The sequence below is a fragment of the Klebsiella electrica genome, from assembly GCF_006711645.1.
GTDB classification, from domain to species: domain Bacteria; phylum Pseudomonadota; class Gammaproteobacteria; order Enterobacterales; family Enterobacteriaceae; genus Klebsiella; species Klebsiella electrica.
Genome location: NZ_CP041247.1, coordinates 1619352 through 1641574, shown reverse-complemented (window position 1 = coordinate 1641574; position 22223 = coordinate 1619352). Strand labels below are relative to the sequence as shown.

Below are 22223 nucleotides of genomic sequence, written 5' to 3'. Positions count from 1 at the left end.
GAATAATCTACTTCAGCAGCCCTTTTTGCTGCAGATAATCTGCGGCAACTTTTTTCGCGTCCAGCCCTTCCACGGCAATGCTGGCATTGAGCTGTTGCAGCGTTTTCTCGTCAAGGCTGGCAAAGACCGGCTGCAGCCACTGGCCGATTTGCGGATAGGCTTTCAGCACCGCTTCGCGCACCACCGGGGTCGGAGCATAGATCGGCTGTACGCCCTGCGGATCGCTGAGCGTTTGCAGCCCCAGCGCCGCCACCGGTCCGTCGGTTCCGTAGGCCATTGCCGCATTCACCCCGGAGGTTTGCTGGGCCGCCGCTTTGATGGTCACCGCCGTATCGCCCCCGGCCAGCGACAGCAGTTGACTTTGCTTGAGCTTGAAGCCGTAGGCTTTTTCAAAGGCCGGGAGCGCATCCGGGCGTTCGATAAATTCGGCGGAGGCGGCGAGCTTAAAGTCGCCCCCTTTTTGCAGCCAGGTGCTGAGGTCGGCCAGCGAGGTCAGATGATTTTTTTCCGCCAGATCCCGACGCACGGCAATGGTCCAGGTGTTATTGGCCGGCGCGGGCGTCAGCCAGATAAGCTTATTCTTCTGCGCATCGAGGGTTTTGACCTTCTCATAACCCTGCAGTGCGTTCTTCCACGCCGGATCGTTTTCGTCTTTAAAGAAGAAGGCGCCGTTGCCGGTGTATTCCGGGTAAATGTCCAGTTCCCCCGCCGTAATCGCCCCGCGTACCACCGGGGTGGTGCCCAGTTGGATCTTATTCACGGTTTTCACGCCATGACTTTCCAGAACCTGCAAAATGATATTGCCCAGCAGCGCCCCTTCGGTGTCGATTTTTGAGCCCACTTTGACCGGCTCCGCCGCCTGAAGCGGCAGGCTGATCAGCGCGGCCAGCGCCAGCGCACCTGACCAAATACGTGCCTTTATCATCCCCGCGTCCCTCTTTAATTTGCGCTCCATTAACAGGAGCTTAAGAGAAAAGCGTAGTTCATTTAGCGCTGCGTAAAAAGAAAAGGCCGAATATTCGGCCTTTGCGACTGCTGACAAACCTGTTTTAAACGGGGCGCCGGCGTTTCCGCCGGGCGACGACGGGCGCCTTACCCGGCCGGTGAAACCCGCCGCGTCCCCTGTTAGAGCAGCTCAAACTCACTCTGCTTGACGCGGGCGGAGTCGACGCCAATAAAGACGTTAAATTTGCCCGGCTCGGCGTCGTATTTCATTTTCTGATTCCAGAACTTCAGCGCATCCACCTCAATCGGGAAGCTGACGGTTTGCGTCTCGCCTGGTTTCAGCGTCACCCGTTTGAAGCCACGCAGCATTTTCACCGGACGACTCAACGAGGCGGTCACATCCTGCAGGTAGAGCTGAATCACCGTCGCCCCTTCGCGTTTACCGGTATTGGTCACCTGCACGCTGGCGGTGACGCTGCCATTGCGCGGCATGGTCGGCGCCGACATTTTCACGTCGGAGACGCTAAAGGTGGTGTAGCTCAGACCGTAGCCAAACGGATACAGCGGGCCATTCGCTTCATCAAAGTAGCGGGAGGTGTATTTGTTCGGTTTGTCAGCATTGTACGGACGGCCGGTATTGAGGTGGCTGTAGTACACCGGAATCTGCCCCACCGAGCGCGGGAACGACATCGGCAGTTTACCGGACGGGTTGGCATCGCCGAACAGCACATCGGCAATAGCATGGCCGCCCTCGGTCCCGGCGAACCAGGTTTCGAGGATAGCGTCAGCCTGCTGATCCTCTTTCACCAGCGCCAGCGGACGACCGTTCATCAGCACCAGTACCAGCGGTTTGCCGGTGGCTTTCAGGGCGCTAATCAAATCGCGCTGGCTCTGCGGCAGGGTAATGTCGGTGCGGCTGGAAGCCTCATGGGCCATGCCCTGCGCCTCGCCCACCACGGCCACCACCACGTCGGACTGTTTCGCCGCGGCTACCGCTTCATCGATCATCGCCTGCGGCGAGCGCGGATCGACCTGCACCGCTTTCTCATACAGGTTAAGGAAATCGACAATGCCCTTATCGTCGGTCACGTTGGCGCCGCGGGCATATATCACCTTGCCTTTGTCACCCAGCGCGTCTTTGATGCCGGTCAGCACCGTTACCGACTGATCCGCCACGCCCGCCGCCGACCAGCTGCCCATCATGTCGCGCTTGCTGTCGGCCAACGGCCCGATAACCGCAACGGTCGCCGATTTGTTCAGCGGCAGCGTCTCCAGACGGTTCTTCAGCAGCACCAGGCTTTGCTGCGCGACTTCGCGCGCCTCTTTGCGATGCAGACGGCTTTCGGCGTTGGTATCCTGCGGGTCGGACCCCTGCGGGCCGAGGTGGCTGTACGGATCGTTAAACAGACCCATATCATATTTGACGTTGAGTACGTGGCGCGTCGCATCATCCAGCTCCGCCATCGTCACCTTACCGGATTTAACCAGTCCCGGCAGGTATTTGCTGTAGTACTCATCGCTCATGCTCATGTTGATGCCCGACTTCAGCGCCACCCGTACCGCATCTTGTGGATCGGAGGCGACGCCGTGTTTGATCAGCTCTTTGATTGCGCCATGATCGGAGACGGTGATGCCTTTAAAGCCCCAGTCATCGCGCAGCACCTCTTTCAGCAGCCAGGCATCGGAGGTCGCCGGCGTGCCGTTGAGCGAGTTGAGCGCCACCATCACCGCGCCGCTCCCGGCATCCAGCCCCGCTTTATACGGCGGCATATAGTCGTTGAACAGGCGCTGCGGGCTCATATCGACGGTATTGTACTCTTTGCCCCCCTCCACCGCGCCATAGGCGGCAAAGTGCTTCACGCTGGTCATCACCGAGTAGCGATCCGCCGGGCTCTTACCCTGCATCGACTCGACCATCGCCCGTCCCATTTCGGTGGTCAGATAGGTATCTTCGCCGAAACCTTCCGAGGCGCGGCCCCAGCGCGGATCGCGGGAGACGTCGACCATCGGCGCCCAGGTCATGTTGAGACCGTCGTCAGCGGCTTCATAGGCCGAAATACGCCCCACCGTACTGACCGCATCCAGGTTAAAGGAAGAGGCCAGACCCAGGCTTATCGGGAACACCGTGCGCTGGCCGTGAATCACGTCATAGGCGAAAAACAACGGGATTTTCAACCGGCTGAGCTGCATGACCTGGTCCTGCATCGCGCGGATATCCGGGCGGGTCACGGTATTAAAGATAGCCCCGACCTGACCGTCTTTGATCATCTCGCGGATCGCCTCTTTCGGGTTATCCGGCCCGACGCTGATCAGCCTTAGCTGGCCAATTTTTTCATCGACGGTCATCTTCTTGAGCAGTTCACTCACAAACGCATCGCGGGCCTGCGGCGTCAGAGTGTGATTGCCGAACAGTTCATCCGCCAGAGCGGGTTGCAGCGCCAGACTGACGGCGACGCCTATCGTGCAGAGCCATTTCATTTTTATCTCTCTTTCTCTCAGAACCGGGATTACGGCAAAACATAATAAAAACCGCAGTTTGCCATATATATAAACAAGACGCCTGCACAATGCTAAGGTTCTTCTCTGATTTTTCGACACATTCGCGCACAAAATTGTCATACAAAGCGCTATGCTTAATGCCGATATTTCGGTACCACCACAAGGAGTGGAACATGTCACCTGCAACAACATCGAAGAATTCTGATTTTCTGGCGGAACTGGCAAGACTGGTTGGCCCCTCCCATCTGTTAACCGATCCGGCAAAAACCCAGCGCTACCGTAAAGGTTTCCGCTCCGGCCAGGGCGACGCGCTGGCGGTGGTCTTCCCCGGTACCCTGCTGGAACTATGGCGCGTGCTGAGCGCCTGCGTCGACGCCGATAAAATCATTTTGATGCAGGCGGCGAACACCGGACTGACCGAAGGTTCAACCCCCAGCGGCAACGACTACGACCGCGAGATAGTCATCATCAGCACTCTGCGCCTCGATAAGCTGCACCTGCTGGATAAAGGCGAACAGGTGCTGGCGTTCCCGGGCACCACCCTCTACTCGCTGGAAAAAGCGCTGAAGCCGCTGGGTCGCGAGCCGCATTCGGTGATCGGATCGTCCTGCATCGGCGCCTCGGTGATCGGCGGGATCTGCAACAACTCCGGCGGTTCGCTGGTACAGCGCGGCCCGGCCTACACCGAGATGTCGTTATTTGCCCGGATTGACGAAAACGGCAAGCTGCGGCTGGTGAACCACCTCGGGATTGACCTCGGCACCACGCCGGAACAGATCCTCAGCCGCCTCGACGACGATCGTATCAAAGACGATGATATTCAGCACGATGGCCGCCACGCCCATGACCACGATTACGTCACCCGCGTGCGCGACGTTAACGCCGACACCCCTGCGCGCTACAATGCCGATCCGGATCGTCTGTTTGAATCCTCCGGCTGCGCCGGCAAGCTGGCGGTATTCGCCGCGCGCCTCGATACCTTCCCGGCGGAAAAACGCCAGCAGGTCTTTTACATCGGCAGCAATAACCCGGCGGTGCTGACGGAAATCCGTCGCCATATCCTCGCCGGGTTTGAGCATCTGCCGGTGGCGGGCGAGTACATGCATCGCGATATCTACGACATCGCCGAGCGCTACGGGAAAGACACCTTCCTGATGATCGACAAGCTCGGCACCGACAAAATGCCGTTCTTCTTCACCATGAAAGGCCGCACCGACGCCATGCTGGAGAAAGTGTCGCTGTTTAAGCCGCACTTTACCGACCGCTTCATGCAAAAGCTCGGACACGTCTTCCCGGCGCACCTGCCGGAGCGGATGAAAAGCTGGCGCGATAAATATGAACATCACCTGCTGCTGAAAATGGCCGGCGACGGCATCGAAGAAGCGCAGGCCTGGCTGAAGGAATACTTCCGCAATGCCGAGGGCGATTTCTTTGCCTGCACGCCGGAAGAAGGCAGCAAAGCGTTTCTTCATCGCTTCGCCGCCGCGGGAGCCGCCATCCGTTATCAGGCAGTACACGCCGACGAAGTGGAAGATATTCTGGCACTGGATATCGCCCTGCGCCGTAACGATACCGAGTGGTTTGAGCAGCTGCCGCCCGAGATAGACAGTCAGCTGGTGCATAAGCTCTATTATGGTCACTTTATGTGCCACGTCTTCCACCAGGATTACATCGTCAAAAAAGGCGTCGATGCCCACGAACTGAAAGAGAAGATGCTGGAACTGCTGCAGGCGCGCGGCGCGCAGTACCCGGCCGAGCATAACGTCGGCCACCTCTATGAAGCGCCGGAAAGCTTAAAGCAGTTCTACCGCCAGAATGACCCGACCAACAGCATGAACCCGGGGCTCGGTAAAACCAGTAAGCAGAAGTACTGGGGCGAGCGCCAGGCAAACGGGAGCCATGTCTCTGAAGAGCACTAATCAGGGATGACGAGCGACGGGATTCTGTATTACGCTGCACGCCGGAGAAACGCCTCTCCGGCAAACCTGGTTAAGGAGTCCCGTCATGTCCGAAGCGGATATGTTGCACGGCGCTGAATTAGAGATCCGCGAAGCTCTGCCCGATGACGCGCACGCCATCGCGGCGCTGTATGTCTGGCACGTGCTGAACGGGCGCGCCTCCTTTGAAGATATTCCCCCCACCGTCGACGAAATGCGCCAGCGGATCAAAACCGTGCGCGACAACGGGCTGCCCTGGCTGGTGGCGCTGTGGCGCGGCACGATTGTCGGCTACTGCTACGCGACGTTTTACCGTCCTCGCCCCGCCTATCGCTACACGCTTGAAGAGTCGATTTATGTCGAGTCCGGCATGGGCGGACGCGGCATCGGTAGCGCCCTGCTCTCTCGCCTGATTGAAAAGTGCGAGCAGGGTCCGTGGCGACAAATGCTGGCGATTATCGGCGACGGACACAGTAACGTCGGGTCGATTGCTATACATAAGAAATTTGGTTTTAGCGTGGCGGGCCAACTGCGCAGCGTCGGTTACAAAATGGGCGACTGGCGGGATACCTTGATTATGCAGCGCCCGCTCGGCGATGGCGACTGGACGCTGCCGGAGTGATATCAGGCTGCGAAATCCCCGGCTCGCGGCGTAAACGCCTTAGCCGGGCTACCCATGCGCAGTTCTGTAGCCCGGCTAGGCGCTACCCTTGCGCAGTTCTGTAGCCCGGCTAAGGCGCAACGCGCCGCGAGCCGGGGGAAGTCGGGAAGTCGGGGGAAGCCGGGGAAAAATTAATCGTTCTGCGCGGTCTGCGTGCCGCCTTTGAGCATCGCATCCGCCATTTGCGCTTCACGCTGCTTTTTATAGCTCAGCGCGGACGCTGGAACCGGCATCACCTTCCCGGTTTCAACCCACGTACGCAGACGGCTGGCGTCGGCAAAGTGAGTATATTTCCCGAATGCATCCATCACCACCAGCGCCACCGGGCGCTGATTAATCACCGTTCTCATCACCAGGCAATGGCCCGCAGCATTCGTAAACCCGGTTTTGGTCAGCTGGATATTCCAGTTATCCCGATAGACCAGGTGGTTGGTATTGCGAAACGGCAGCGTATAGGCCGGATGGGCGAAGGTGGCGGTGTCTTCTTTGGTGGTGCTCAGCTGGCCGATCAGCGGATATTGCTCGGTGGCCATCAGCAGCTTCGTCAGGTCGCGCGCGGTCGATACGTTGTGAATCGACAGGCCCGTCGGTTCAACGTAGCGCGTATGGGTCATGCCCAGCGCCTGAGCCTTGGCGTTCATGGCGCGAATAAAGGCGTCATAGCCGCCAGGATAATGGTGAGCCAGGCTCGCGGCGGCGCGATTTTCGGAAGACATCAGCGCCAGCAGCAGCATATTGCGGCGGCTGATTTGGCTGTTCAGACGCACGCGTGAATAGATGCCTTTCATCTCCGGCGTGTGGCTGATATCAACGGTGAGCATCTCGTCTAACGGCAGATGCGCATCCAGAACCACCATCGCCGTCATCACTTTGGTGATCGACGCAATGGGGCGAACCAGATCCGGCTGGCTCTGGTAAATAATCTTTTTGCTCGCAAGATCAACGATCATCGCGCTGCCGGAAGCAATTTCCGGCTGTAGGGCCGTCGCGGCCACGGGGGTTTTTGCTAGCGCCTGGGGCGCAAAAGGCACAGCCAGAAGCAAGGTCAGGCTGAGCAAAGAAACTCGAAATTTCGGCATCGTGAGCATTCTGAAAAGTATTCTTGCACGTTATAAACGTACGCTGCGTGGCCGGGGAAACAGGCAACGCTGGCAAACCCTATCATACCCCGGCAGAATGCTGGCTGACTAATAAGAATCGTGAACAAATGCTGCATTGCCGGCATAAATATCCATTCATGCCGGCAATATATTTACTCATCAAACGATTCAGGCGACGGTCGCCTGGCGCAACGGCATTAAAACAGTCGGTAGCCGTATCCCCAGAGAATCACGGTTATCGCCAGCAGGACTTCAAGCACCAGCACCCCGATGGCGAGGGTGGAACTGGCAAAACTGAGTCCCTCTTCTTTATTGATGCTCAGGAAGGTCGGGATACCGAGATACAGCAGGTAGCCGGTGTAAAACAGCGCGATCGTCCCCACCAGCGCGCACAGCCAGACCAGCGGATAAAGCGCAACCAGCCCGCTGAGAAACAGCGGCGTGGCGACGTACCCGGCAAACACCATGCAGCGTTTAAGCGATGGCCGCTGCGGGTAGTTTCTGGCCATCCACCAGATAATCCTCCCCATCACCGCTACCCCGCCCAGCATCACGGCGTAGAACACCACCGCCAGCGCCAGACCGGTAAACAGTGAAAGTTTTACCACGGTGCCATCGCCAAAGTTCCAGCCAAGCTGCGTGGTGCCAATAAAGGCGCAGATAACCGGAACCGCTGCCATGACCAGCACATGGTGCGTATAGTGATGCGAAATGGTCTCGTTTTCGCTCTTGATAACGCTCATCTCTTGATTCGGATGAGAGAATAGTCCCCAGACATGGTTCATAGCGTCCCCCTTGTCACGGCCTGGTACAGCACTGATCCAAGTATAATTCACCCTCAGAGATTATTTTATGTACAGCAATAAAAATGCGCTCACAGCCTGTCCTGCCAGGCGTGATTGGCGACAGGGTGGCGAAACCGGAGCGTACACCTCTTCTGCCCGCCCTGAAGGACGTTCCCGAATAACGCCTGGTGAGCGCTGACGGGTTCAAATGACAAGCAAAATAGTCTTAATCAGACAGGCGGTTAACGTGGTTTTAAGCCCCAGGGTGTATGATTAACCCATTAATGATTGATCCCGTTGATTCTTCACGTTGCCTGACCGGCACGATTAGCCGCCAGACACGCGGCGGAAGCACAAGGGTAAGGGAGTTTATTTTTTCATGGATATCAATAATTTGATTTCCCATTATGGCTACGCTGCGCTGGTGATTGGCAGCATAGCGGAAGGTGAGACCATCACCCTGCTGGGCGGCGTGGCCGCGCATCAGGGCTTATTAAAATTTCCCCTGGTCGTTATCTCGGTTGCCCTGGGCGGAATGATTGGCGATCAGCTGCTGTACCTTCTGGGTCGACGCTTTGGCGGCAAGCTGCTGAAACGCTTTTCCCACCATCAGGCGCGGATACGCAAGGCACAGCGCATGATTCAGCGCCGCCCCTATCTGTTTGTGATTGGGACCCGTTTTATGTACGGTTTCCGGGTGATCGGGCCATTATTGATCGGCGCCAGCCGTCTGCCGCCAAAAGTATTCCTGCCGCTGAATGTGCTCGGCGCGCTGGTGTGGGCGCTGTTATTTACCACGCTGGGCTATCTGGGCGGGGAAGCCATTGGACCGTGGCTGCATCATCTTGATGCGCATCTGAAGCACGGGATCTGGCTTGTTCTGGCGGTCGCGCTGGTGGTGGCCGCACGATGGTGGTTCCGGCGCCGCGAGGCGAGAAAGAAAGAGTAGCGACGAACCGGCGCGGCCGGGAGGCCCGGTCGCGCAGAAGGTGCCTTGCCAGGCGTTAATCCGACCCGGTGGTCTGGTGGTAGCCGCCGCCCAGCGCTGAGGTCAGCTGAATACTGGCATCCAGCCACTGGCCACGCAGGCGCAGCGCGGTAATGCGCTCCTGGAGCGCAGGCAGCCTGGCCATACTGACACGCGACCCAGGAAGGATCCCGGCGTTCCTGCGGGCCTCCGCCAGATTCACCGTCCGCTGCGCATCCTTTTCAACCTGTTGCTGCCGCTGGTTCTTCTCCATCAAGGTCTCAACCTGGCTTGCGCTCTTCGCTACCTGGTTCACCGCGTCAACAACCGCTTTGTTATATTTTGCCACCGACAGATTATTCTGCGCGCTGGCAATATCGAGGTTGGCGTTCAGCCTGCCGCTATCGAAAACAGGCAGCGTCAACCCGGCGGACAGCCCCATCTGCTGCGCGGAGTGACGGAACAGATCGCTTAAGTGCAGCGCATCCTGCTGCAGGAAGGCCATCAGATTGATGTCCGGATAGAACGCCGCTTTCGCCGCATCGACCTCGCTCAGCGAGGCCTCGATATACCAGTGGGCCACCTGCAGATCCGGGCGACGCGCCAGCAGTTCATACCCCAACACCGTCGGCATCTGCGCGCTCACCGGCGGAAGATTAACCGGATGCAGATTCAGCGCCTGGCTCTGGCTGTTGGTCAGCGCCATCAGACGTGCTTCGATCTCTTTCATGTTGCCCGCAGCGTCCGCCAGCTGCTGGTCGGTTTTACTGACATTGATGTTGTTTTCCGCTCCTGCGGCCGAGTTGGTGATCCCGCGCTGATACAGCGACTGGTCTACGCTGACAATATTATTTTGTTCGCTTTTCACCTGCTGGAGCACGGTTTTCACCGCGGCCTCGGTCTGCCACTGCCAGTAGAGTCGCGCCACGCTGCTGACCAGCAGTTCGCGGGTTTGCGCCTCTTCCGCCACTTGCGCTTTGAGTTCACCAATACGGGCTTTCACCAGCGCCCGGTTTTTCCCCCACAGATCCAGATCCCAGCCCGCCGTCAGGCCAAAGGTGCCGTTGGTGTACCAGGGCCCGGTATTGCCGCCGCTGTCCGTGGCAAACGGCCCCGTCAGCCCCTCCGCCGACATTTTCTGCCGTTCAACATCGGCGGAGAAATCCATCTCCGGCCCAAGACTGGCTTGCGACATTCGTGCCTGTGCTTCCGCCAGCCTGATGCGCTGAGCGGCAATCTGCATATCCGGCGCATTCGCCAGCGCGCGCTGAATCAGGCTATTCAACTGCGGGTCGTGGTAATCCTGCCACCAGTTGCTTTGCGGCCAGCCATTTTTAACCGCCGCGGGCAGATCCATTGACACATGAGAGGCCGGTGTCTGCTGCGCAGGCGGATGGCCAATATCATGGGACGGCGCGCAGCCAGCCAGAACGATGACCAGGGGGAACCCAGCCAATACGCGTTTTCTCAGAGTAAGATTCATCAGACAGGTCAGGTAACTCAACAAGGTTGGTTATACTAAATTAAATGGAATTAAGCCGTTTAGTAAAGTGTGTGACTAAATGCTCAGATAATTAAAAATAAACAAATAATTCATGGAGTGATAATGAGCCAGAACATCTATGACGATGCGGAATTTTTTGCAGGATATGCCACTCTCGACCGCCCGGTAAAAGGGCTCGACGACGGAGCACATCGCCGCTCAGCCGGGGCTGGATGAGGAAAAAGAGTGGCCGATGCTCTTTGTGCCGCATGCCCGTAAGCCGACATAATCAGCGCAAAGGCCCGGGATTATCCGGGCCTTGAGCAGGGTGACGACGCGATTTTAGCGGCTGTGCCCGCCGCTCTTCGGGTGGCGGTTAGCGCTTTCCCGGCCACCGGAACCGCAGGCGGTGACTATTTTAAGCTGCCGCCATTGCTGGCAATCACCTCTTTGTACCAGTAGAAGCTTTTCTTCTTACTGCGCGCCAGGGTGCCGTTGCCGCTATCATCGCGATCGACGTAGATAAAGCCGTAACGTTTGGACATCTCCGCCTTCGACGCGCTGACAAGGTCGATGGGCCCCCAACTGGTGAAGCCGAGCAGCTCCACGCCGTCTTCAATAGCTTCTCGCGCCTGCACCAGATGGTCGTTCAGGTAGCTGATACGGTAGTCATCGTTAATGCTGCCGTCAGCCTCCACTTTATCTTTCGCCCCCAGCCCGTTTTCAACGATAAACAGCGGCTTCTGATAGCGATCCCACAGCACGTTAAGCAGCGTCCGCAGACCCAGCGGATCGATCTGCCAGCCCCACTCGGAGCTTGCCAGATGCGGGTTTGGCACCATGCTGAGGATATTGCCGCGCGCCTTTTTGTTCAGCTCCTCGTCGGCGGTGACGCAGCCGGTCATGTAATAGCTGAAGGAGATAAAATCCACGGTCTCTTTCAGCGCCGCACGATCGGCCTCGGTGATGGTAATATTCATTCCGTGGTCGCGGAAGTAGCGCAGCATGTAGCCCGGATACTCGCCCCGACACTGCACGTCGCCGAAGAACTGCCAGCTGCGATTCTGTTGCAGGGTTTCAAAGATATCTTCCGGTTTGCAGCTGAGCGGGTACATTAAACCACCGAGCAACATATTGCCGATTTTGCCCTCGGGCACGATGTCGTGACAGGCTTTTACCGCCAGAGCGCTCGCCACCAGCTGATGGTGAATAGCCTGATAGACCGCCTCTTTACTGCTCCCTTCCGGCAGGCCGACGCCGGTCATCGGGGCGTGCAATGACATATTGATTTCGTTAAAGGTCAGCCACAGTTTGACCTTGTCTTTATAGCGGGCGAATACCGTTCTGGCGTAGCGTTCAAAGAAGCCAATCACCTCGCGGCTCCCCCAGCCGCCGTAGTTTTTCACCAGCCCCCACGGCATTTCATAGTGCGATAGCGTCACCAGCGGCGTGATATTGTGCTGCGCCATTTCCGCAAACAGGCGGTCGTAAAAGGCCAGACCGGCCTCATTTGGTTCAGCATTGTCGCCATCGGGGAAAATACGCGTCCAGGCAATCGACACCCGCAGGCAGTTGAAGCCCATCTCCGCAAACAAACTGATATCTTCCGGATAGCGATGATAAAAATCGATCGCGATATCTTTGATGCCGCTGTCGCCCGGTACACGTTCAACGACGTCGCCGAAGACGCCTTGCGGCTGTACGTCTGAGGTTGATAATCCTTTGCCCTCTTCCAGATATGCGCCTTCTACCTGGTTTGCCGCGGTTGCGCCACCCCATAAAAACGTCTGCGGGAATCTCTTCATCTTTCTCTCCTCTGATTAATGGCTGACAGACAACAGCGGCTGGCCGGCATCGGCCTCGCTGGCGGATACGATGTCTACGGCGCGATAATCGTCGCTGTTGCTGATAATAATCGGGGTTGCCAGGTCATAACCGGCGTCCAGAATGGCCTGGCGGTCAAATTCGAGCAGCAAGTCACCGGCTTTGACCTTATCACCTTCTTTCACATGGGCGGTAAACGGCACGCCATCAAGCTTCACGGTGTCGATACCGACATGAATCAGCAGTTCAATGCCGCTATCGCTGAGCAGGCCAATCGCATGTTTAGTCTGGAATAGTGACGCCACCTCTCCGGAAAACGGCGCAATCACTTTGCCGACGGAGGGAATAATCGCCACGCCTTTGCCCAGCAGACCGCTGGCGAAGGTGCTATCAGGAACCTGATCCAGCGCCAGTACGGTTCCGGACATCGGGGCAAGAATATCGTTTTCCGTTACCGGGGCAAGCGGAACGTCCGATGCTTCCGCCCGGCTCGCGGGCAGCCCGGCAATAAAGGTCAGCGCGCAAGAGATAACCAGCGCAGCCACGATGCCAATTGCTCCGCCCCATACGGTGTCGTCGATTCCGTGCGGCGGAATCATCTGCGCCAGGGTGAAAATATTGGCAAAGCCAAAGGAGTAGACGTGACTGTCGCTCAGGCCAACGATGGCCCCACCGATGGCGCCAGCCACACAGCCAAAGATAAACGGGCGACGCAGCGGCAGAGTCAGGCCATAAATCGCCGGCTCGGTGATGCCAAAGATCCCGGCGGATACCGCAGAGCCGGCCAGCACTTTTTGCCGCGCATCGCGGGTGCGCAGGAAAATCCCCAGCGCCGCCCCGACCTGACCCATCACCGCCGGCAGCAGCATCGGTAGCATCGAGTCCTGTCCCAGCACCGTCAGGTTATTAATCATCAAGGGGATCAGTCCCCAGTGCAGGCCAAAAATAACGCACACCTGCCATAGCGCGCCCATCGCCGCGCCCGCCAGCCACGGCGCGACCGTGTAGATAATCTGGTAGCCGTGGGCCAGCAGTTGACTGAGCCAGGTGGCCACCGGGCCGATAGCGAGGAAGGTCAGCGGAACCACGACGGCGATGCAAAACAGCGGCGTAAAGAAGTTTTTCATTGATGACGGTAGCAGCGCATTGCTTTTACGCTCCAGCCAGCAGCTCACCCACGATGCGAGGATAATCGGGATCACCGAGGAGCTGTAGTTGATAAAGGTCACCGGGATGCCGAGAAAGTGCGCCGCCTCCGAGCCGGGAAGCTGTGCCGCGTCGAAGGCCTGAATCATCATCGGATGGGTCAACGCCCCGCCGATCACCATGGTAATAAACGGATTACCACCAAATTTTTTCCCGGCGGTATAGCCCAGAAACAGCGGGAAGAAAAAGAACAGCGCGTCGCTGGCGGCAAACCAGATTTTATAGGTCCCCTGCTGCGGAGTCAGCCAGCCGCAAACCACCGCCAGCGCCAGCAGCCCTTTGAGGATCCCCGATGCCGCCAGCACGCCGATAAACGGCGTGAAGATACCGGAGACCACATCAATTACCTGGCCAAGCAGCGAGGTTTTCTCCCCGGAACTGGCCAACGGTTCGCTGTCGTCCGTCAGACCCGCTTCATTGCGTACCGCCTGCCAGACATCGTGGACGTGGTTACCAATCACCACCTGGAACTGACCCCCGCTTTCCACCACCATGATGACGCCAGGGTTGGCCTTCAGTCCTTCCGCGTCCGCCTTCTTGTTTTCTTTGAGCTTAAAGCGCAGCCGTGTAGCGCAGTGAACCAGACTCACAATATTCTCTTTGCCACCAACCCGGCTAAGAATATCCTGCGCGAGTGCTTTATATTCCATGCTGTTTTCCTTACTTCCGCTGCCCGCAGGCAACCGTGACTGAGTGTAAAAATAAAAAAACCCGAGAACCACGCCGGATGGCGTCGCGCTCAGGTTTTGCCTGCGTTATGCAGTAACAATCCAGTTTTCAGGTAAGGGCAATTAACGCCCTTCTTTTCTCACCCGCTCGATATGGATGGCGAGAAACATAATTTCTTCCGTCGTCAGCGATCGCTGATAGCTTTTCTGTAGATGCATGGCGACGGTTTCCGCGCATTTCCACGCTTTCGCGTAGTTATCTTTCACCGCGCTGTGCAGGGTGACGTCATCATCTGCCACCACCGTGCGCGTCAGCATCCGCTGGGCGAAAAACTTCAGGTGGGTGACAAAACGCTGGTAGCTCAGCGACTCTTCGTCATAATTGAGCTGCAGTTGATACTTCACCAGTTGCAGGATTTCCTGCATCACCCGGGTGACGTGCATCACTTCCGGCATTTCGCTGTTGAGCTGGGCGGTGACCAGGTGCAGCGCAATAAACCCGGCTTCATCTTCAGCGAGCTCAACGCCGAGCCGCCTGGCGATAATCGCCCGCGCCTCCTGCCCCAGCTCAAACTCCTTCGGATAAAGCCGCTTAATTTCCCACAGCAGAACGTTGCGAATCGTCATCCCATTCTTTTGCCGTTCAATGGCAAAATGGCAGTGGTCGGTCAGGGTGATATACAGACTCTCCTGCAGCTTGCCCAACCGCCCGCGCGCCAGATCAATAATCCGATCGCAGGTGGTCATCACTTCTAACGGTATCTGACTGAGTAATTCGCCTAAACGGCCAACCAGTTCATCGCTCTGCAGCGCGAAGATCTTTTCAATTTTACTTTCGTCCAGTGAGTCACCGACGCGTTTCTGAAAGGCTAGCCCTCGCCCCATCACCACCTGTTCGCGTCGCTGCTCATCTAAAACAACCACCACATTATTGTTAAGAACTTTGGCGATTAGCATATAAACCCCAGAAACAAAAAAACCTGACCCCCGACAAATGCCAGGAAATCAGGTTTTGCCTGCCGAAGCAGTAGCAATCCAACACCCGCACTCTAGCAATTTCTTCCGCCGTCTCAACCAGCGAAGTAGTAAAACGTGATACGGATCGCGACTAATCCACTGATTTACTCCGGTTGGGGTAACGAACGCTGCTCAAACGCGCGATATTCCAGCGAGTAAAACGCCGCCTGCCGCCGATGGTAGGCGGAATCCACGCAGCCAATCCCGACAAAGGCGCCGGTAAATTCGCCATAGCGGCTGTACTCATCGGAAAACAAGGCGGTGCTGTAGGTCTGACCTATCGCATGAAAGGTCTGATTGTCTGGCGACCAGAAAAACCGCGTCGACTTGCCGTCAATCGCCAGCCGCAGATACACCGGCCCCTCGACGCCAGCCACCGTTCCCAGATGATCTTCCCGCTTCAGACCGTTATCGACATGAATGACATAAAAGCGCGAGCACCGCAGCCGATCGTCAAAGGTTTTGTGCAAGAACAGATAGTTCATATTGTCGTAGTACAGCACCAGCCCGGCGCTGTGCTGGAACACCTCGGGTTGAAAATCCATGCATGCCGTCAGCGTGGCGTACACCGAGGTCAGCTTCCGCGCCAGCAGACTGACGCGGTTCTCCGAACACAGCGACTCCTGACCGCGTAGCATCAGAGCGCCTTCTTCGGGCGCATAGCGCGTAAAGTCCGCAGGCGGAATACGCGGCGCGTACCAGCCAGGCGGCAATACCTGCGCAGCAAAATCGACTCGCTCAACCCGCTCCGCCTGCTCATCAACGGCGGTCGATGGCCCCAGCCCGACATATTCCTGCGCCAGGTTGCCGCCCGCACTCAGGCGCAGCCACCCCTCCTCAGTCCAGCGCATTTTTTGAATGGCGGTCTCCCGCCCCAGCGTACAGGCCAGTTCCGGAAGCAGCGGCCTGGCGCACAGGTGGGCCATAATGACATTCCCATGGTCATCTTCGACATAGCTGGCGTGACCGGATTTTTGCAGCGCCGACGCCGGGTTAAAACACTGCCGCCGCAGATAATCTTTATCAAACGCCGATGCCGAGGTTTTCTCGATATGTACCGGCTTTTGCAAATCCTCCGCTCGCGCCGAGGTTAGCAGCGGGCTGTGCGGATCTTTTTCATAAGGGCCGAGAATATGCCGCGCCCGTCCGAGGGTTACGCAGTGGCCGTAGCCAGTGCCGCCCTCGGCGCACATTATGTAATAATAGCCATTGCGCCGGGTGATATGCGCCCCTTCCGCCATGCCATACACCCCCTGCCAGATACGCTGCGGATAGCCAATCGTCATTTTCGACTGCGGATCGTACTCCACGATGGAGATCGCCCCGGTATAGTCATCCCGGGTCTCCCAGTCGACGGCGACAATCCATTTTCTGCCGTCGTCGTCGTGGAAAACAGAGGCGTCATAGCCCACGGAGTGGATGTAGACCGGCTCGCTCCACGGACCGCGAATGTCCGCCGCGCTGACCAGATAATTATCGACATCAAAATAGCGGCCATTCATAGCGTTCATGATGCCGTACACCACGTAAAAGAGCTGGTCGGCTTCACACCAGGTCAGACAGGGTGCCCAGATACCCTTGGCGGAGCGCAGTTTGCGCAGATCCAGCGTGTGTGGATCGTTGAGCACATGGGCGCATAACGTCCAGTTCTCTAAGTCGGTGGAATGATAGACCGGAATGCCGGGAAACCACTCGAATGACGAAACGGCAATATAATAGTCATCGCCCCGCCGACAGATTGCCGGATCAGGATTAAAACCACGTAATACTGGATTTTTAATCATTAACCACGTCCTTTTTAAATTATAACGTACTGGTTTTTTCCACCATCGCCAGCGACCGATCGGATAAAGAATAACGGCGCATAATGATCACCAGCGCCAGCACCAGAACCGCCGGTAATACGGTAAAAATAAGTTTAATCGTCAGAATGGCCATCGGCGGTTGCTGCGCCGCGCCACCGATATAACCACTCCATGACAATAGCCAGCCCATTAGCGCGCCGCCGATTGCAATACCTAATTTGATGGCAAAAAGATTGGTGGAAAAAACGATACCGCTCATTTTCTTACCGGTATCTCTTTCAATTGCATCGACGACATCCGAGAGCATCGCCCATTGCAACGGTGTGGCCGCCAGTTGAATAAAATTAATCACAATAATAAAGGCAAAAATAATGATTAGCGACGACTGGGCAAAGACATAGAGCAGCGCAAGTAATATCGCTTCAAGCAACATCGCCAGCTTAAATCCCCGGACTTTATCCATACCACGGAAAATATAGACCGATAAAATTGTCCCGGCTAACCCAGAAATAATGGATACGGTGATCATCATGCTGCTTAGATCGCTGCGTCGCAGAACATAATTACAGAAGTAAATAATGATCCCCATTTTAAAGATAACCGCCACCAGATTGACGACGTTGAGCGTAAAGAGAATACGCCAGTCGCGGTTTTTCAATAATATACGCAGATCCTGCAACAGACTCCCGCGATTGGCATCGATTGCCGCGATCGCGGTCTCTTTGGTCAGGAAGAAACAAAGGTAAAACAACATAATACCCAGGCTACTAATCAGCACCATGGCATAAAAATAGCCGTGCTGGATATTCCCTTTCCCCAACCACGCCACCGCAGGAAGCGCGGCCACGGAGACTAATAGCCCGCCGGCGGAGCTCATGGCGAAGCGCCACGATTGCAACGACACCCGTTCGACGGAGCTCTGGCTGATATTGTTAATCATCGCGCAATAGGGAACATTAATAGCACTATATAACAGCGAGAGCAGGGTATAAGAAACGTAGGCGTAAATCAGCTTGCCGGTATAGGAAAAATCTGGCGTATAAAAGGTCAACATGCACATTACGCCAAAAGGAATGGCGAACCACAGTAAATAAGGGCGAAATTGACCATATTTGGTCCGCGTGCGGTCCGTCACTGCGCCGATCCCCACATCAAAAAAGGCATCAATTACCCGGACGGCTAAAAACATGGTCCCCATATGCGCCGGTGACAAACCAAATATATCCGTATAAAAATAGGCCATAAATAACATGATGGATGACCAGACCAAATTACAGGCGGTGTCTCCAAGTCCATAACCCATTTTCTGATACCAGTTTAATGGCATTATTTTGTTCATTGACGATAACCCCATACAAGGAAAGGTTGTTGCTGCTGACAAGGCCATTGTAGGCCCATCGGCTTCTTCAATATGTATAAAGAGAGGATAGCTATATAATAAAAGTGAACCTGCCCTGTGATGGCTATCGCATTTACATTAAGAACGCTTTTTATTTTATTTGCCGTTCGGCATATAGTATAAAAAAGGAGGCGTTTTATGCATGATGACCCGGTAACATATGAAAATATCATTACGCTGACCCAGGAACTCTACTACCTGCAGCAATATCAGCTTCCCGAGTATTCCGGCGATGATGTGAAGACACATTTTCACTTTATGTATGAATTAATGTGGTTCGATCGTTCCTGTGGTTATTTTGGCATCAACGATCGACAGATCCCGATAAAAAACGGCACCTTGATTTTCGTTCCGGCGCTCATTCCCCATGCGATGTACCTGATCCCAGAGTACAATCACAACCGCTATCTGTTCCAGTTTGAATTTGATTTTTTAAACCCGCTGGCGGTGAGCCATTTTTCCCGGCAAAAGGATCGCATCCGGGTGCTGTATCCGGATCCCGCAACCGGCGTGCAGTTGACGGCGCTTTTTGACTGGGCCATTGGTCTGGGAAAGAAAGCGGATAACCAGGCGGTATTTTTGAAAAGCATCGCTCTGCTGATGGAGTTCGTTTTCTCGCTCAACCACGACGATGAGACGTTCCCCCATGTTCCCGGCGGCGACTTTGTGAGCAGGGTGCGGCAATTATTGTATGAGATTGAAGAGCATAAAGCCTGGGAGACCACCACGCTGGAGGCGGCGCAGCGGTGCCAGGTGTCGAAGTCCTACTTTTCACGCATGTTTAAGCAGCTGTTTAATATGACGTTTAAAGAGTATATTTTTCTGCGTAAGCTCAAGGTGGCGGTACAACTGCTGACCTCCAGCCAGCTAAAAATTGTCGATGTAGCCCAGACCGCGGGCTTTACCGATAGCGCCTATTTCTGTTTACGCTTCCGCCAGCACCTCGGCTGCACGCCGCTGGAATTTCGCGACCGTCTGGACAACCGCCGCGTCGGATGACACCCGCCCGCACCGCGGGCAGCTGTCCGTCCTGTCGATTCAGAAAGTCACCACGGTTTTCCACTCGATGACCCAGGCATCCTGAGTCTGAGCGACGCCACCCGGGCGATGCCAGTACTGCAGGCCCGGCTGCAGCTCAAGCCACGACACCGGACGCAGGCGGTAGTACAGTTCAGCATTCACCGAATGCCCGGCTACCGGCTGATAGTTTGCCGCAGAATAGTCCGTAGCCCCGCTGACCTCATTCCTGTACTGCTGGTTGCGCGCGTAATGGTTGCTCATATCCATCCAGGTCAGGCCAAAGCCCAGCCAGTCTTGCGGGCGGGCGTCAAAGAGGCCGCGATAGCGCATTGATGCGGCCACGGAGGTATGGATGTAGTTGCTGCGCTTATCGCTATAGCTGCCGCTCAGCGAAACGCTCATCCCGCGCTCAGGGTCGTCAGCATGGCGGGTTATCTGCTGATTCAGCCCGCCATACAGAAACCAGGTGCGATCGTGTTGCGCATATCCTTGCGGGTCGCTGGCCCCGGGACCGCCGGATTTTCCCGTATACAGATCGTTCTGCGGGGCGTTGGTATAGAGCACGCCGAGGTTATACGCGCCGGGAAGGCCGTTGATCACCGGACGCGCTTCGATCTCTACCGGCAGCAAAATGCCCTTACTGCCTTTTGTCGACCAGCTCCACGCGTGGCTGCGGGAAGAGGCCTGCGGATTCTGCTCCATGACACCGCCCTTCAGCGTCAGCGTCGGGGTCAGCTTATATTCGACGGTCGTGCCCCAGGTATGGACGTTCCAGTTGTTCCAGGTCAGCGAGTTGGCAGACTTACCGCCACACTGTGAAAGCAACTGAAAATCGCAGGGGATAATCTGATCGAAGGTCTGCACCTTATTCATCATCCCGATACGCCAGGTCATACGACGCTCATCGAAGCTACGGGCAAAGGTCAGCCAGCCAAGACGGGTAATGGACTGGCCTCCCCAGCTTTCCTGCGCCAGATCGTTAAAATTAACCCGCGGATCCTGTAGCCGCTGGGTGGTCAGGTTGTCATCGTGGTTACGGTTAACGATATTGCCCTCAATGCGCGCATCCGGGATCCCGGTCCAGCGCTCCAGGTCCTGGGTAAAGGTCAGGGCGACCTGATCGATATAAGCCAGCTGTTTGTCATGGTTATATCCGCCGCCGGCGTTGTATCCCATTTCATTGAGGTAGCCGAGATTATAATTAAATCCGTTATCTTCGAGGATCGGACGAATCCCGGCCATCTCCCCGAGCAAGCCTTTTTGCGGCTTCTCAAAACCTAATACCGTACCGTTCCATTTTTCTGTTTCCGCAGCGAACGCGCCGGGAGTCAACAGAGTCAATGTCACTATCAACAGAAGGTGATTTATTTTTTTGTTGTGCATAATGATATCCATTGTGACTGAATAAGGGTAATAGCTGGCCCCAGGCAATAAACCTGCCCGTTTTTAGTCTTTATATTTATTTTTCAATACCTGCCCGTCAGCCATTCAACCGCTTTATTAGCGCAACCGATTCGAGCATAACCTATTGTTTTAGATAATCATTTAATTCCTCAAGAAATAAAAAGCAAAAAAAAACCTAAGCACTCCAGCCACGAATGGCGGAAGTGCTTAGGTTTTGCCTGTAATCAGTAGCAACCCTGAATATATGAATACTACAATATCACTCAGCGGCAGAAATGCCCATCAGCAGATGCTCCCGGAGTAATAAAGTGTGAGCGATTTAACAATATTCCCTAATAACGGGCTATGGCCAGCGCAATGTCCGCAGAGGTTTTCAGCGTACGTATTTCATTAAACACGATCAACGCCTCATCATATTCTTTGCGTAAATAACTGAGCCACTGTTTAATTCGCGCAACATGATACAACCCGGTATCGCCCTGTTTTTCCAGACGCGTATATTTTTTCAGTAGCTCCACAACCTGTGGCCACGGCATGCGCGGTTCGTTATATTTGATGACCCGGCTTAAATTTGGCACGTTCAGCGCGCCGCGACCAATCATCACCGAGTCGCAGCCGGTGACCGCCAGACACTCCTGCGCGCTTTGCCAGTCCCAGATTTCGCCGTTAGCGATAACCGGAATTGACAGCCGCTGGCGGATTTCGCCAATCGCTGCCCAGTTGATCCGCTCGGCTTTATAAGCGTCTTCTTTCGTGCGTCCGTGAACCACCAGCTCCGTCACGCCGGCCTGCTCTACCGCATCGGCAATTTCAAACTGACGCGCTCCGCTGTCCCAGCCCAGGCGAATTTTGACCGTCACCGGCAGATGATCCGGCACCGCTTCGCGCATCGCTTTTGCACCGCGATAGATAAGCTCAGGGTCTTTAAGCAGCGTCGCCCCGCCGCCGCTGCCGTTCACCAGCTTTGACGGACAGCCGCAGTTCAGATCGACGCCCCACGAACCCAGCGCCACCGCCCGCGCGGCATTTTCCGCCAGCCATTGCGGATATTGCCCCAGCAGCTGCACCCGGACGCGGGTGCCGGAAGGCGTGCGGCTTTGATGATGAAGTTCCGGGCACAGTTTGTAGAACGATTTTACCGGCAGCAGCTGATCCACCACCCGTAGAAATTCGGTGATGCACAGATCGTAATCGTTAACCTCGGTCAGCAGCTCGCGCACCAGCGAATCGAGCACACCTTCCATCGGCGCCAGTAATACACGCATATTGTTACCCGGAAAAAAAAGAGGCGCTATGGTAGCGCCTCTGTGCGTCGGTTGAAAGATCTCAATGCGCTTCGGCTATGGTTAGCGGGTCGGGGCGTACGCGAAGGCATGGATACCGCCATAAGCATGATGCGTTTTTGCCGCGCAGGAGCGGCGAAGTTGCGTCGTGGTGGCGCAAAAAAACGCAGCGCTCCCGCTCTGCCTGAGCCATTCTCACTATTATTTATTGCCGGATTCA

15 protein-coding genes and 2 pseudogenes are annotated in these 22223 nt (G+C 56.0%); 5 read left to right on the top strand and 12 right to left on the bottom strand.

Annotated elements, in window-relative coordinates:
* Positions 1–7: 7 nt before the first annotated feature.
* Together osmF and bglX are read right to left on the bottom strand one after the other, a co-directional pair.
* Positions 8–925, bottom strand: a complete 918-nt coding sequence (gene osmF / locus Electrica_RS07865; RefSeq protein WP_141964189.1) for a glycine betaine ABC transporter substrate-binding protein OsmF — start codon at positions 923–925, stop codon at positions 8–10.
* 200 nt (positions 926–1125) lie between these two features.
* The gene (gene bglX / locus Electrica_RS07860; RefSeq protein WP_141964187.1) at positions 1126–3423 is read right to left on the bottom strand and encodes a beta-glucosidase BglX; all 2298 of its coding nucleotides are present in this window, start codon (positions 3421–3423) and stop codon (positions 1126–1128) included.
* Between the two features lie 194 nt (positions 3424–3617).
* Here bglX and dld point away from each other — a divergent pair, with 194 nt between their 5' ends.
* Complete coding sequence (gene dld / locus Electrica_RS07855) at positions 3618–5363, top strand: D-lactate dehydrogenase (protein ID WP_100682674.1); 1746 nt, start codon at positions 3618–3620, stop codon at positions 5361–5363.
* An 85-nt stretch (positions 5364–5448) separates the two neighbouring features.
* Positions 5449–6003 (top strand): GNAT family N-acetyltransferase, encoded by a 555-nt coding sequence (locus Electrica_RS07850; RefSeq protein WP_100682675.1) that lies wholly within the window; start codon positions 5449–5451, stop codon positions 6001–6003.
* A 170-nt stretch (positions 6004–6173) separates the two neighbouring features.
* Here the strand turns inward: Electrica_RS07850 and pbpG are convergent, their stop codons facing one another.
* Positions 6174–7121, bottom strand: coding sequence for a D-alanyl-D-alanine endopeptidase (pbpG, locus tag Electrica_RS07845; RefSeq protein WP_131048151.1), 948 nt, complete (start codon positions 7119–7121; stop codon positions 6174–6176).
* Between the two features lie 218 nt (positions 7122–7339).
* The gene (locus Electrica_RS07840; protein WP_100682677.1) at positions 7340–7927 is read right to left on the bottom strand and encodes a Yip1 family protein; all 588 of its coding nucleotides are present in this window, start codon (positions 7925–7927) and stop codon (positions 7340–7342) included.
* Positions 7928–8306: 379 nt separating this feature from the next.
* Here Electrica_RS07840 and Electrica_RS07835 point away from each other — a divergent pair, with 379 nt between their 5' ends.
* The gene (locus Electrica_RS07835; protein WP_141964185.1) at positions 8307–8876 is read left to right on the top strand and encodes a DedA family protein; all 570 of its coding nucleotides are present in this window, start codon (positions 8307–8309) and stop codon (positions 8874–8876) included.
* 55 nt (positions 8877–8931) lie between these two features.
* On the opposite strand, the gene mdtQ is transcribed toward Electrica_RS07835, so the two are convergent.
* Positions 8932–10377: a multidrug resistance outer membrane protein MdtQ gene (gene mdtQ / locus Electrica_RS07830; RefSeq protein WP_141964183.1), complete on the bottom strand. Its 1446-nt coding sequence runs from the start codon at positions 10375–10377 to the stop codon at positions 8932–8934.
* A 123-nt stretch (positions 10378–10500) separates the two neighbouring features.
* Between mdtQ and Electrica_RS07825 the strand changes: the two are divergent.
* Positions 10501–10578 (top strand): annotated as a pseudogene (locus Electrica_RS07825) (SAM-dependent methyltransferase); the annotation flags it as partial.
* Positions 10579–10790: 212 nt separating this feature from the next.
* Here Electrica_RS07825 and Electrica_RS07820 read toward each other — a convergent pair.
* The 5 genes and pseudogenes from Electrica_RS07820 to Electrica_RS07800 form a co-directional block, all read right to left on the bottom strand.
* Positions 10791–12182, bottom strand: a complete 1392-nt coding sequence (locus Electrica_RS07820) for a glycoside hydrolase family 1 protein (protein ID WP_141964181.1) — start codon at positions 12180–12182, stop codon at positions 10791–10793.
* A 15-nt stretch (positions 12183–12197) separates the two neighbouring features.
* Positions 12198–14166: pseudogene (gene bglF / locus Electrica_RS07815) on the bottom strand (PTS beta-glucoside transporter subunit IIABC).
* Between the two features lie 32 nt (positions 14167–14198).
* Positions 14199–15032: a transcriptional antiterminator BglG gene (bglG, locus tag Electrica_RS07810; RefSeq protein ID WP_100682682.1), complete on the bottom strand. Its 834-nt coding sequence runs from the start codon at positions 15030–15032 to the stop codon at positions 14199–14201.
* Between the two features lie 164 nt (positions 15033–15196).
* On the bottom strand, positions 15197–16876 hold the full coding sequence (locus Electrica_RS07805) for a glycoside hydrolase family 43 protein (protein WP_141964178.1): 1680 nt from the start codon (positions 16874–16876) through the stop codon (positions 15197–15199).
* Between the two features lie 19 nt (positions 16877–16895).
* Positions 16896–18224 (bottom strand): glycoside-pentoside-hexuronide (GPH):cation symporter, encoded by a 1329-nt coding sequence (locus Electrica_RS07800; RefSeq protein ID WP_242627879.1) that lies wholly within the window; start codon positions 18222–18224, stop codon positions 16896–16898.
* A gap of 210 nt (positions 18225–18434) precedes the next feature.
* On the opposite strand from Electrica_RS07800, the gene Electrica_RS07795 reads away from it, so the two are divergent.
* Positions 18435–19295: a helix-turn-helix transcriptional regulator gene (locus tag Electrica_RS07795; RefSeq protein WP_131048158.1), complete on the top strand. Its 861-nt coding sequence runs from the start codon at positions 18435–18437 to the stop codon at positions 19293–19295.
* A gap of 39 nt (positions 19296–19334) precedes the next feature.
* On the opposite strand, the gene Electrica_RS07790 is transcribed toward Electrica_RS07795, so the two are convergent.
* Complete coding sequence (locus Electrica_RS07790; RefSeq protein ID WP_141964174.1) at positions 19335–20699, bottom strand: carbohydrate porin; 1365 nt, start codon at positions 20697–20699, stop codon at positions 19335–19337.
* A 353-nt stretch (positions 20700–21052) separates the two neighbouring features.
* Entirely contained in the window at positions 21053–21985 is a 933-nt protein-coding gene (gene dusC / locus Electrica_RS07785; RefSeq protein WP_141964172.1) for a tRNA dihydrouridine(16) synthase DusC, read from the bottom strand.
* Positions 21986–22223: the final 238 nt, after the last annotated feature.